A 12,598-nucleotide genomic window follows, 5' to 3' on the forward strand; every position below is an offset into this window, starting at 1 on the left:
ACGCGGGTCCGGATGGCCGGACCGTGCTGACGCACCAGGTCGACGGGATACTTCCCTTCATCGCTCAGACTACCGAGCGACGGAAAGGGGCGCTCGGCGAGTCGGGCGTGGCCTCAGTCGCGCTCGTTGGCGCGGCGCCGGACCGTGCGCCGCTTCTCGTCGTCGACGGCCTCCTCGTAGGAGGTCACGAGGGCCTGCACGGTGAGCGGCTTGAACCGCTCGATCATCGCGGTGATCAGCTCCGGCGGCTGCCCCGACGCGACCAGGTGCGGCCACACGAGGGTGCGGAACAGCTCCGTGAGCTCGACGGCGAGCGCGCGGCCGTGCTCGGTGATCACGCGCCGCGCCGCGAGCGCCGCGTCGACGGGCAGCCCGGCGTCGAGGAAGCCCATGCCCACGGCGAGGTGCGCGGGTGCGAGCCGGAAGACGTCCTCGGTGGGCGTCGGCTCGACCACGCCGATGGCCACCAGCACCTCGAGGTCGTCGTCGCTGAGGCTGCGGCCGGCGCGCCTCTCGAGCGTGGAGCGGTCGAGCGTCTCCGGCATCTCCGGCGTCCACGGTGCGAGGAGCGTGCGGTGCAGGGCCACCTGCTCGGGGGTCGCGTCGGCCGGGATCTGCTCGAGGTAGCCCTCGATGGCGGCCAGCGTGAAGCCGTGGGCCTGCAGCTCCTTCACGAGCTCGAGCCGCGCGAGGTGGTCGGGTCCGTAGTAGCCGTTGCGGCCCGCCCGTCGCGGAGGCGGGATGAGCCCCCGGCCGGCGTAGAAGCGGACCGTGCGCACCGTCATGTCGACACGCGTGGCCAGCTGTTCCACGCTCATCGTCTCGTTCGGGCCGTCGGTCACCTGCGAGAGCGTAGCGTCACTCCCTGGCGACCGGTCGGAGTGACCCGCGTCACGATCCCCCGGGTCACTAGCGACTCTGACAGCAGTGGTGTCACAATCGGCACCGAAGGTTCTACACGAAGGACACTGACATGACCGAGGCTTACATCTACGACGCGATCCGCACCCCGCGCGGACGCGGCAAGAAGACCGGCTCGCTGCACGAGGTCAAGCCGATCTCGCTGCTCAACGGGCTGCTCGAGGAGATCAAGACCCGCAACCCCGACCTCGACGCGAACCAGGTCGACGACGTCGTCCTCGGTGTCGTCTCCCCCGTCGGCGACCAGGGCGCCGACATCTCCCGCACCGCCGTCCTCGCCGCCGGGTTCGGCGAGCAGGTGGCCGGCGTGCAGCTCAACCGCTTCTGCGGCTCCGGACTGGAGTCCGTCAACCAGGCCTCGGCCCGGGTGAAGTCCGGCTGGGAGGACCTCATCGTCGCCGGCGGCGTCGAGTCCATGAGCCGTGTGCCCATGGCCTCCGACGGCGGCGCCTGGGCGATGGACCCCCGGACCGCGCTCGACACCGACTTCGTGCCGCAGGGCATCGGCGCCGACCTCATCGCGACGCTCGAGGGCTTCAGCCGGGACGACGTCGACCAGTTCGCCGCCGAGAGCCAGGCGCGCGCGGCCAAGGCGATCGCCAACGGCTACTTCGCCGACTCCGTCATCCCTGTCAAGGACGTCAACGGCATGACGATCCTCGACCACGACGAGTTCGTGCGCGAGGGCACCACCGCCGAGTCGCTCGCCGGCCTCAAGCCGTCGTTCAAGGACCTCGGCGACTTCGCCGGCTTCGACGCCGTCGCGCTCGAGAAGTACACGACGGTCGAGAAGATCAACCACGTCCACCACGCGGGCAACAGCTCGGGCATCGTGGACGGCGCGTCGCTCGTGCTCATCGGCAACGAGAACGCCGGCCAGCGTCACGGCCTGACGCCGCGCGCCCGCATCGTCTCCACCGCGGTCATCGGCTCCGAGCCGACGATCATGCTGACGGGCCCCGGCCCCGCCTGCCGCAAGGCGCTCGACAAGGCCGGCCTGTCGATCGAGGACATCGACCTCATCGAGATCAACGAGGCGTTCGCCGCCGTCGCCATGAAGCTCATGCGCGACCTCGACGACTACCCGCACGAGCAGACCAACGTCAACGGTGGCGCCATCGCCATGGGCCACCCGCTCGGCGCCACCGGCGCGATGATCCTCGGCACGCTCGTCGACGAGCTGCACCGCCGCGAGAAGCGCTACGGCATGGCCACGCTGTGCATCGGCGGCGGCATGGGCATCGCCACCATCGTCGAGCGCGTCTGATCGCCACCCGAGACAAGAGAGAGCACATCGATGACTGAAGCAGTGCGCTACGAGGTCGAGGGCGGCATCGTCAACCTCGTCCTCGACGACCCCAACCAGAACGCCAACACCATGAACGACGCCTACGCGACGTCCATGGCGAAGGCCGTCGACCGGCTGGTCGACGAGATCGCGGCCGACGCCGACAGCATCAAGGGCGTCATCATCTCCTCGGCGAAGAAGACCTTCTTCGCCGGCGGCGACCTCAAGCTGATGACGCAGGCCACCCCGGCCGACGCGCAGAAGCTCTTCGACAACGTCGAGGGCATCAAGGCCACGCTGCGCAAGCTCGAGACGGCCGGCAAGCCCGTGGTCGCCGCGATCAACGGCGCCGCGCTCGGCGGCGGCCTGGAGATCGCGCTCGCCGCGCACCACCGCATCGCGGCCGACGTCCGGCTCGAGGTCGGCCTGCCCGAGGTCACCCTCGGCCTGCTGCCCGGCGGTGGCGGCGTGACCCGCACGGTCCGCATGTTCGGCCTGCAGGACGCGCTCATGAACATCCTGCTGCAGGGTCCGCGCATGCAGCCGGCCAAGGCGAAGTCGATCGGCCTGGTCGACGAGGTCGTGCCCGCCGACCAGCTCCTCGACGCCGCGAAGGCGTGGATCGAGTCGGTCCAGGGCGACGACGACGCGGCGAAGCAGCCGTGGGACCGCCAGGGCTACCGCATGCCCGGCGGCACCCCGTCGAACCCGAAGCTCGCCGCCAACCTGCCCGCGTTCCCGGCGATGCTGCGCAAGCAGACGAAGGGTGCGCCCTACAAGGCGCCGCGCAACATCCTGGCCACTGCGGTCGAGGGTGCGCAGGTCGACTTCGAGACCGCCAGCCGCATCGAGTCCCGCTACCTGGTGGAGCTCCTCGTCGGCCAGCAGTTCAAGAACATGACGCAGGCGTTCTTCTTCGACCTCGGCTCGATCAACGCGGGCGGCTCCCGTCCCGCCGGCATCGAGCCGAGGAAGTTCCAGAAGGTCGCCGTCATCGGCGCCGGCATGATGGGCGCGGGTATCGCGTACGTCTCGGCGCAGGCCGGCATGGAGGTCGTGCTCAAGGACGTCTCGCTCGAGGCGGCCGAGAAGGGCAAGGCCTACAGCGAGAAGCTGCTGGCCAAGAAGCTCGAGCGCGGCCGCACGACGCAGGAGAAGGTCGACGCCTTCCTCGCGCGCATCACGCCCACGGCCGACTACGCCGACCTGGAGGGCTGCGACCTCGTCGTCGAGGCCGTCTTCGAGTCGGTCAAGCTCAAGCACGACGTCTTCGGCGAGATCCAGAAGGTCGTCAAGCCCGACGCCCTGCTCGGCTCGAACACCTCGACGCTGCCCATCACGGGTCTGGCGGAGGGCGTGGAGCGTCCCGAGGACTTCATCGGCATCCACTTCTTCTCCCCGGTCGACAAGATGCCGCTGGTGGAGATCATCGCCGGCGAGAAGACCGACGACGCCGCCATCGCGGGTGCGCTCGACTACGTCCAGCAGATCCGCAAGACGCCGATCGTCGTCAACGACAGCCGTGGCTTCTTCACGAGCCGCGTTATCGGCACGTTCGTCAACGAGGGCATCGGCATGCTCGCCGAGGGCGTCGACCCGGTCTCGATCGAGCGCGCGACCACCATCGCGGGCTTCCCGGCGCCGGTGCTGCAGCTCAGCGACGAGCTGAACCTCGAGCTGATGACGAAGATCCGCAACGAGTCGAAGGCGGCCGTCGAGGCTGCCGGCGGCACGTGGGAGGGCAACGCGGGCGAGGGCGTCATCGACACGATGATCGAGCTCGGCCGCTCGGGCCGCCTCAAGGGTGCGGGCTTCTACGACTACGAGGACGGCAAGCGCGTCGGCCTCTGGTCGGGTCTGCGCGAGCAGTTCCCGACGTCGGACACGCAGCCCGACTTCGAGGACCTCAAGGAGCGTCTGACGTTCATCATGAGCCTCGAGACGATCAAGTGCCTCGAGGAGAACGTGCTCCGCACCGTCCCCGACGCCAACATCGGCTCGATCTTCGGCATCGGCTTCCCGGCGCTGCAGGGCGGCGCGATCCAGTACGTCAACGGCTACGAGGCCGCTGACGGCTCGATCGGCGTCGAGGCGTTCACGCGCCGCGCCCAGGAGCTGGCCGCCACCTACGGCGACCGCTTCGAGCCGCCGGCCCTGCTGCTGGAGAAGGCGAAGAACGGCGAGAAGTTCGTCTGAGCCGACCGCTCGCCCGACGCCCCCGCGACCTGCTGGTCGCGGGGGCGTCGGCGCTCAGGGGTGCACACGTGTGGGTAGCCATGGCTCGCTATCCACACGTGTGCGCCGATGTGTGGTTAGTGCTCGTCGTCGGTGAGGCCTCGGGCCAGGGCGCGTTCGACGTCGGAGGTGTTGCCGTGGGGGAGGCCGTGGGTGGCGGGTTCGGCGTCGATGGTGCGGCCGGAGGGCAGGATCCAGCGCAGGGTGCGGTGGCTCTTCATGGCGTGATGTCGGCGGTGCAGTGGCCAGAGGTTCGATCCCCTGGTGGGGCCTCGGGGATGCGGTACCTGGTGGTCGAGGTCGCAGTCACGGGCCGGTCGCATGCAGCCGGGGGCCTGGCAGACGCCGTCGCGGAAGCTGATCGCCGTGGCGAGCACGTCGGGCGCGAATCGCCCAACGTATTCGTGCGCCAGCACGTCGCGGGTGATGGGGTCGACGAGGAGCCGGTGGTACCCGGGTCGCGCTCGTTCCTCGCGCTCGCTCCGTGGTTCGCTGGCGCTCACCACGGCCCGGCTGTCGGGCTGCGCCCGACTATGCGCACTTCTCGGCGGGGACGGTCCAGGTGCCGTCGTCGGAGACGGCGGGTCCGGGCTCGGCGCCGGCCAGGACCTCGGCGTCGATGACGACGCCGATGTCGGTGCGGGTGCGACCGGTGGAGGGGGTGTCCTCGGTGAGGAGGAGGTCGACGAACGCGTCGGCGCGGACCTGGCCGCGGGTGCGGTCGTCGCCGTCGGGGCGTGGGGTGCGGCGCAGGCGCGCGTCGATGGCGGCGGCCTGGTGGGAGGGCACGAAGGCGTTGACCCAGGCCATGGCGTCGTCGACGTGGGTGACTTGCACGTCGCGCTGGCGGCGGGCGGCCTCGGCTCGCTGGGCTGCCTCCTCGGCCTCGACCCGGGCCACAAACCGCCTCAACCAGCCCCGCAGCTCAGCCACGGTGTGGGTCTTGGCGTAGGCGACGACGGTGTCGTCGAGGCGGTCGTGGGACTCGGGTCGTTGGAGGACCAGGAGGGTGGAGGCGATCTCGCGGCCGCGCGCCCAGTCGACGTCGCCGCGCCGGAAGGCGAGCCAGGTCTGGGGTGCTCGTTCGCGCAGGCGCTCGGCGGCCGCCAGGCGAGTGGTCACCTGAACCTCGGACAGCCCCACGGCCTGGCCGATCTCCAGCGCGATCGCCGAACGCTCCACGAGCCGCACCATCGGCGACTCGATGCCGGCGGTGCGGGTCAGCTCGGCATCGCGGAACCGCAGCATCGCGACCAGCTCGGACGCCTCCGCCCGCGCCCGCTCACGCGCGAGGGAGGTGAGTCCCTCGAGCGCTCCGGGGTTGCCGTTCCCGTCCATGTCTCCAACCTAGGGACACCCTCCGACACCCCCCTTCGGCCCGGATCTGCCCTGTGGATCAGCCGTAGAGCGGGGGTGTGCTCCCGTGAGTCGTAGGCACCATCTCGAGCCCGTCGGCGTCGAGTAGGCGGGTGATCGCTTCCTCCGACGCACCGATGCCGGCGAAGTGCGCGTCGACGTCGAACGCAATGCACCACGCTCGGTCGGCGGGCCACGCGAACGCGGGCGGGAAGGCTCGTCCGTGCGGCTCGGCGGCCTCGTCGACCCAGCGGGCCCAGTCCTCGACCGTGCCCCGGGCGAGTGCGTACCGGCGCAGCCCGCCCAGGTCGAACCGCGCCGTCGCGGGCAGCTCGGGTCGGTAGGGATACCCCTCCCACAGCAGGAGGAAGAGGTCGTCCGACGACCCGCCGAGCACCTCGACGACGCGCGTGACGAGCTCGTCGTCGCTCGGCGCCGCGTCGAGCACCTCGTCGGCCACCTCGGCCTCCGGCTGCCGGTCGAACGCCGGATCGGGCAGCTGGAGCACCCGGGCGTACGCTTCGAACCCTGCCGGCCCGAACCGCAGGGTCGACTCGGTGGTCGCGTCCCCGGCAGGCGGCAGCCACGCCGCCTCGCCCGCGTCGTGGACGAGTCTCATGCTCACCCTTGACCTCCGCTCTCAGTCTCACGTAGGTGTCGCGACAACCGCTGGCGATCGTAGAAGACGCAGCCTGCGCCTGGCCGTTGCCACCAGTGCTTCTCGGGCGCACGCACGCATCGAGTGACACGAGCGCCGCCGCTCACGCTTGCTCAGGACCGGTGAGGTAGGCGGGAGCGTGCCCTGCAGTCGTCCTTCTGCATGGCCTCGATGAGGTCGACGACCTCGATGTCGAAGGCACCCGCGAGAGCCCAGATGACGTCCAGCCCCGGATTGCCGACTCCGCCGGAGTTGTTGCGAGCGTTCTCGAGGTTCTGGATCTGGTTGCGGCTGATCCCGGATCGCTCGGCGAGACCCTCTTGGGTGAGTCCGAGCTCCAACCGGCGGCGCCGGATCTCGTGACCCAGCGCTGCGGTGATCTCCGGCCAGTTGTCCGGGCGACTCACCTCTCTTCTCGGCACTCGCCCAACGTGGTCTGTCAGCGGGTTACAGTCAGCCCAATGTGTTGTGCATCTGCGAGGCGGCGTCGTGACGGCTCACGAGCTGGCTGACCCCATCCTGAACGGGCCCTACGACGCCCCCAGCGCACACTTCGTGATGGGTCCACAGGGCCCGACCGGCGAACGAGCCGACGGGCGGCGTCCGAGCGAGTCCTTCGTCCCAGTGGCCGCCGCGGTGAAGGGTGCTGACGACTCCGGCCAGACCGTGCTTGAGTTCGAGGGCATGTCGGAGCGCCGAGAGGTCAACACCCTCGTGAACTCGATCCGTCGTGAGGTGGATCTCTGGCGCGCCGGCAACTACCCACGGGCCACGCCGATCTCACGGAAGCTGATGCTGCACTGGGCGGATCCTTCTCGCGAGAACCGAGTGCTCTTCTGCCAGCGCGAGGCCGTCGAGACCGCGATCTTTCTGCACGAGGTCGCAGGCCGCGAAGGAGTCTTCCGGGACTTCCGCCGACAGATCGAGGCCGACAACATCCAGTACAACGACGGCTTGCCTCGCATGGCCCTGAAGATGGCGACCGGGACGGGGAAGACGGTCGTGATGGCCATGCTCGTCGCGTGGCAGACCCTGAACAAGATCCACGCTCCTCGAGACGCGCGGTTCGTGAAGCGTTTCCTGGCCGTGGCTCCTGGCGTGACCATCCGTGATCGTCTCCGCGTCCTGCAGCCGGGGTCGCCGGGCAACTACTACGCCGAGCGCGACCTCGTCCCTCCTGACCTCGTCGACAGCCTCGGCCAGGCGCGGCTCGCGATCGTGAACTACCACGCCTTCTTTCCACGGGAGTCGAAGGAGGTGAAGGGCGTCTCGAAGACGACTCGACGGATCCTGCTCGCGGGCAAGGAGGACAACCCGTTCCTCGAGACGGACGACCTAGTCGTCGCGCGAGTGCTTCGCGATTTAGGACCGGGCGTCGGCGAGGTGATGGTCCTGAACGACGAGGCGCACCACTGCTACCGCGACCGCCCCATGGGTTCGACGGAGCTGAAGTCGCTGAAGCTCACGGCGGAGGAGAAGGCCGAGGCGAAGAAGTCGACCGAGGACGCTCGTGTCTGGTTCAAGGGGCTCCAGGCCGTGAAGAAGCACGTCGGCATCAAGGCCGTCTGGGACCTGTCCGCGACGCCGTACTACCTCAAGGGCAGCGGCTACCACGAGGGCTTCATCTTCCCGTGGACGGTCAGCGACTTCTCGTTGATGGACGCCATCGAGTCCGGGATCGTGAAGGTCCCTCGGCTGCCCGTCGATGACGATGCTGCTGGTTCCGAGGTCGCCTACCGCGACCTGTGGGAGAACATCGGCGACCAGATGGGCAAGAGCCGACTCAAGGACCTCGACCTGAGCACCTGGACCATGCCGGGTCGGCTCGAGGGCGCGATCCGCAGCCTCTACGCGAACTACGAGAAGTCCTTCGCGCAGTGGGAGGCATCGTTGCGGGACCAGGGGGAACCCCCGCCGGTCTTCATCGTCGTGTGCCCCAACACTTCGGCGTCGCGCCTCGTTCACGCATGGATGAGCGAGAACCTGCCCCGCTTCTCGGACGCCCGCCAGACGATTCTCGTCGACTCCGAGCAGCTCGAGTCGGGGGAGCCTCTGTCGGGTGAGTTCAAGCAGATGGCCGCGACCGAGATCGAGACGTTCAAGGCCGAGTACCGCCTGCGCAACCCCGGCGCCGACACGGACAAGCTCACCGACGCAGACCTCCTGCGCGAGGTGCTCAACACGGTCGGCAAGCGAGGACGCCTGGGTGAGCAGGTCAGGTGTGTCGTGAGCGTCGGGATGCTCACCGAGGGGTGGGACGCGAACACCGTCACCCACATCCTCGGCATCCGGGCCTTCCGCTCCCAGCTGCTGTGCGAGCAGGTCGTCGGTCGTGGCCTACGCCGACGCTCCTACGCGCTCGGCGACGACGGACACTTCGCCGCCGAGTACGCCAACGTATACGGCATCCCCTTCGCCTTCATCCCGAGCGAGCACGAGGTGGGCCCGCAGACTCCGGCCGTACCTCCGGTCGAGGTCATGTCGTTCAGGGGCCGCGAGCGTTACCGCATCGAGTTCCCCGTGGTGGACGGCTACCGCACGGAGATCCCCGACGAGCGGCTCGAGTTCGATCCCTCCGCTGACACGGCGCTGGTGGTGGGTCACGACAGCGTGCCGCGGTGGACGCGGATGGCCGGAATCGTTGGCACGGACGAGATCGCGGACTCCGGTGACCTCGACGCCCGCCCCCAGCGGGTCGCATTCGAGATCGCGAACCAGCTGCTGCGCACCCACTTCGCCACCGATGGCGACATCCGCCCGTGGTTGTTCCCCCGCCTGCTCGAGATCACGCGTCGGTGGCTCGACGAGTACGTGACCGTCGAGGAGGGCTACGACCTCAAGGGGCTGCTGCTCGCCGAGGCGCGAGCAGAGGCGTCGGAGAAGTTGTTTCACGCCATCCAGCTGCAGAAGGGCAACCGGTCCACCCTCATCCTCCCGCTGCTGCGCCGGAGCCGGCCGATGGGCGCCACGGACGGCGTCGACTTCCTCACGCGCAAGGCCGTGGAGCCGACGGTCAAGTCGGAGGTCTCGCACGTGGTGCTCGATGGCAAGGGCGGCAACACCTGGGAGCAGCTCGTGGCCGCCGAGCTCGAACTGAGCGCCAAGGTCGCTGCCTACGCGAAGAACGACCACCTTGGCTTCGGCGTGCCCTACGTGCACAAGGGCGTCACGCACACCTACGTCCCCGACTTCCTCGTCCGTCTCGTGCCGCAGTTCGACGGTGACGTCACCCGGACCCTCGTCATCGAGGTTTCGGGCGGGCAGAAGAGCCCGGGGCCCACGGCGGAGAAGGCAGCCACGATGCGCGACCTCTGGCTGCCGGCCGTCAACAACGAGGGCTCGTTCGGGCGCTGGGGGTACGTCGAGCTCACGACGATGCTCGGCGTCCGCGATGCGATCGACGCAGCACTTGACGACCTCTACGCCGACGGTGACGTGATCGGCGACCCGCAGCTGATGGACCTCGACAGGAAGGCCCGCCGTGCCTCGTAGCAGGAAGCCCGCTGGCCCCACGCCGGTCGAGGCCACGACCCATGCCGACAAGCGCAAGAACATCCCCACGTCGGACGCGCACGACCTCGTCGACCCCGCACTTGCGGAGGCGCGCCGGCTCACGCTCGAGCGGCGCCCGCCGACTCCTGAGCTTCTTTGGCGAGGCAAGGACTCCGGCGAGCTCGAGGTCGAGGCTCCGCCGATCTACATCCAGGAGAAGATCGACCCCCGGGTGCTGATCGAGAACCTTCGCCAGACCGCTGAGGGAGGCGAGGCGGAGCCCGAGCTGACCCTCTTCGACACCTTCGACGGGCTCGACGACCTCGACGCGGTGGACTTCTACCGTCACGAGGCCAACTGGTCGAATCGGATGATCCTGGGCGACTCGCTGCAGGTGATGGGCTCGCTCGCCGAGCGCGAGCAGCTGCGCGGCCAGGTGCAGATGATCTATATCGACCCGCCGTACGGCATCAAGTTCGGCTCCAACTGGCAGGCCTCGGCCCGCAAGCGCGACGTGAAGGACGGCAAGCTCGAGGACGCGGCGCGCGAGGCCGAGCAGATCAAGGCTTTCCGTGACACGTGGGAGCTGGGTATCCACTCCTACCTGTCGTACCTCCGCGACCGGCTCGTCGTCGCCCGCGAGCTGCTGACCGAGAGCGGCTCGTGCTTCGTGCAGATCGGTGACGAGAACGTCCATCTTGTGCGGAGCCTGATGGACGAGGTCTTCGGGTCCGACAACTTTGTCAGCCAGATCTCGTTCGCGACCACTGCTGGCTTCGCCCAGGCTGCGGCGTTGAGCCGCTCGGGTGACTTCTTGGTTTGGTTCGCCAAGGATCGCACGCAGGTGAAGGCTCGCACCCTGCTGCGGAAGTTCGAAGAGCGCACGGGGTATGGCCGTGTTGAACTTGTCGACGGAACTCGAAGGGCACTTTCCCGTGACGAGAAGTCCGGGACGGTCGATCTTCCTGTGGGCGCCCGCATCTACAACCCAAGTGATGTAGGTGCACAAGGGGCCGCATCGCAGCCTCAGCCTTTCGAGGTTGCGGGCAAGATCTACTATCCGAGCCCCAATTCTCACTGGAAAGCTCGATATCCCGAGGGAATGCAGAAGCTGGCCTGGGCTCAGCGGCTGCACTTTACTGCCAACAAGCTGAGCTACGTGCGGTTCGCGGACGACTATGGGTGGGCGCCGTACACGAACAACTGGACGGATACCGTAATTGGTGGTTTCACCGACGAGAAGATCTTTGTTGTCCAGACCATCACTAAGGTGGTGCAGAGGTGCATGCTTCTGTGCACGGACCCAGGGGATCTCGTTCTCGACCCCACCTGTGGATCAGGCACGACAGCCGCCGTTGCAGAGCAGTGGGGGCGGCGGTGGATCACGATCGACACGTCCCGCGTCGCGCTCGCGCTGGCGCGCCAGCGGTTGATGGGTGCGAAGTTTCCCTACTACCTGCTCGCCGACTCCGATGCGGGTCGGGCGAAGGAGAACTCGCTGTCCGCCACGCCGCTGCCACCCTCGCCGGTCACCAACGACATTCGGCACGGGTTCGTGTACGAGCGGGTGCAGCACATCACGTTGAAGTCGATCGCGAACAATCCCGAGATCAAGGAGGGGATGAGCCGCGCGGAGATCGACGCCGCCATCAAGCGGCACGCGGATTTCGAGAAGCTCTACGACAAGCCGTACGAGGACAAGAACACGGTGCGGGTCGCCGGTCCGTTCACGGTGGAGAGCCTCTCGCCCCACCGGTCGGTCGAGTTTGACCCGCGCGACGAGCCCGCGTTGGAGGTCGAGCAGCCCGACGGGCCTCAGTTCGAGCGGAGCATCCTCGACAATCTCACCGCTGCTGGCATCCAGAACGGCGCAAAGGGCGAACGCATCGAGTTCGCGTCGCTCGACGCGTACGCGGGCGCCTTCATCCAGGCGATCGGTGAGCGGGTCGGCAGTGAGGACGACGACGCCCCGGGACGCGTCGCGATCGCTCTCGGTCCTCAGTACGGGACCGTCAGCCCTGAGTTCATCAAGGGAGCCGCGAAGGAGGCGATCCGCGACCAGGAGATCGACCTCCTGTGCGTCCTCGGCTTCGCGTTCGACGCGCAGGCGAGCGAGGTCAAGGAGGTCGACGGCGTCGACCTCGACCCCGGCTTCGCGTCGGTCGCGGGCGAGCGGAAGGTCGGCCGGCTCCCCGTGCTCTTCGTGCGCATGAACGTCGACCTCCTCATGGGAGAGGACCTGAAGAAGACCGGCGCCGGCAACTTGTTCACGGTCTTCGGCGAGCCCGACATCGAGCTGCGCGCGGCCGGCGACGGGAAGGTCGAGGTCGAGCTCCGCGGCGTCGACGTGTACGACCCGACGAAGGGCAGCGTGCGCAGCGCGAGCACCGACCGAATCGCCCTCTGGATGATCGACACCAACTACGACGAGGAGTCGTTCTTCGTCCGACACTGCTACTTTACCGGTGGCAACGACCCCTACAAGCGGTTGAAGAGCGCGCTCAAGGCCGAGATCGACGCTGACGCCTGGGCCTCTCTCTACTCGACGACCTCACGAGCGTTCGACAAGCCCACGACCGGTCGCATCGCGGTGAAGGTGATCAACGACTATGGAGACGAGGTCATGAAGGTCCTCGACGTCGACTGAA

9 protein-coding genes are annotated in these 12,598 nt (G+C 68.3%); 4 read left to right on the forward strand and 5 right to left on the reverse strand.

All coding sequences use genetic code 11. From position 1 onward, the window contains the following. Positions 1 to 113 precede the first annotated feature (113 nt). Positions 114 to 842, reverse strand: coding sequence for a MerR family transcriptional regulator (locus AC3WRM_RS08720; RefSeq protein ID WP_492247881.1), 729 nt, complete (start codon positions 840 to 842; stop codon positions 114 to 116). Between the two features lie 131 nt (positions 843 to 973). On the opposite strand from AC3WRM_RS08720, the gene AC3WRM_RS08725 reads away from it, so the two are divergent. Both AC3WRM_RS08725 and AC3WRM_RS08730 read left to right on the forward strand, forming a co-directional pair. Then, complete coding sequence (locus AC3WRM_RS08725) at positions 974 to 2,188, forward strand: acetyl-CoA C-acetyltransferase (protein ID WP_492247880.1); 1,215 nt, start codon at positions 974 to 976, stop codon at positions 2,186 to 2,188. A 30-nt stretch (positions 2,189 to 2,218) separates the two neighbouring features. Next, complete coding sequence (locus AC3WRM_RS08730) at positions 2,219 to 4,405, forward strand: 3-hydroxyacyl-CoA dehydrogenase NAD-binding domain-containing protein (RefSeq protein WP_492247879.1); 2,187 nt, start codon at positions 2,219 to 2,221, stop codon at positions 4,403 to 4,405. Between the two features lie 116 nt (positions 4,406 to 4,521). Here AC3WRM_RS08730 and AC3WRM_RS08735 read toward each other — a convergent pair whose 3' ends face one another. The 4 genes from AC3WRM_RS08735 to AC3WRM_RS08750 all read right to left on the reverse strand — a co-directional run bounded on the left by AC3WRM_RS08735 (position 4,522) and on the right by AC3WRM_RS08750 (position 6,865). Then, complete coding sequence (locus AC3WRM_RS08735) at positions 4,522 to 4,665, reverse strand: hypothetical protein (protein ID WP_492247878.1); 144 nt, start codon at positions 4,663 to 4,665, stop codon at positions 4,522 to 4,524. 310 nt (positions 4,666 to 4,975) lie between these two features. Next, positions 4,976 to 5,782: a DUF222 domain-containing protein gene (locus AC3WRM_RS08740; protein WP_492247877.1), complete on the reverse strand. Its 807-nt coding sequence runs from the start codon at positions 5,780 to 5,782 to the stop codon at positions 4,976 to 4,978. Positions 5,783 to 5,840: 58 nt separating this feature from the next. Next, positions 5,841 to 6,419 carry a hypothetical protein gene (locus tag AC3WRM_RS08745; RefSeq protein WP_492247876.1) on the reverse strand — a complete coding sequence of 193 codons (579 nt, stop codon included), beginning with the start codon at positions 6,417 to 6,419 and terminating at the stop codon, positions 5,841 to 5,843. 152 nt (positions 6,420 to 6,571) lie between these two features. Beyond that, positions 6,572 to 6,865 carry a helix-turn-helix domain-containing protein gene (locus tag AC3WRM_RS08750; RefSeq protein WP_492247875.1) on the reverse strand — a complete coding sequence of 98 codons (294 nt, stop codon included), beginning with the start codon at positions 6,863 to 6,865 and terminating at the stop codon, positions 6,572 to 6,574. Between the two features lie 82 nt (positions 6,866 to 6,947). On the opposite strand from AC3WRM_RS08750, the gene AC3WRM_RS08755 reads away from it, so the two are divergent. Further along, a complete protein-coding gene (locus tag AC3WRM_RS08755; RefSeq protein ID WP_492247874.1) occupies positions 6,948 to 9,950 on the forward strand; it encodes a BPTD_3080 family restriction endonuclease in 3,003 nt (1,000 codons plus the stop codon). Continuing rightward, positions 9,940 to 12,597, forward strand: coding sequence for a site-specific DNA-methyltransferase (locus AC3WRM_RS08760; RefSeq protein ID WP_492247873.1), 2,658 nt, complete (start codon positions 9,940 to 9,942; stop codon positions 12,595 to 12,597). Before AC3WRM_RS08755 ends, AC3WRM_RS08760 begins: the two co-directional genes overlap by 11 nt. The last annotated feature ends 1 nt before the right edge of the window (position 12,598 follow it).

This window comes from Aeromicrobium sp. EU05-FHT14F07, assembly GCF_058790455.1.

Bases quoted from the DNA above. Each gene is read 5' to 3' on its own strand.
- AC3WRM_RS08725 (WP_492247880.1), top strand. From the start codon at position 974: ATGACCGAGGCTTACATCTACGACGCGATCCGCACCCCGCGCGGACGC.
- AC3WRM_RS08730 (WP_492247879.1), top strand. From the start codon at position 2,219: ATGACTGAAGCAGTGCGCTACGAGGTCGAGGGCGGCATCGTCAACCTC.
- AC3WRM_RS08735 (WP_492247878.1), bottom strand. From the start codon at position 4,665: ATGAAGAGCCACCGCACCCTGCGCTGGATCCTGCCCTCCGGCCGCACC.
- AC3WRM_RS08740 (WP_492247877.1), bottom strand. From the start codon at position 5,782: ATGGACGGGAACGGCAACCCCGGAGCGCTCGAGGGACTCACCTCCCTC.
- AC3WRM_RS08745 (WP_492247876.1), bottom strand. From the start codon at position 6,419: ATGAGACTCGTCCACGACGCGGGCGAGGCGGCGTGGCTGCCGCCTGCC.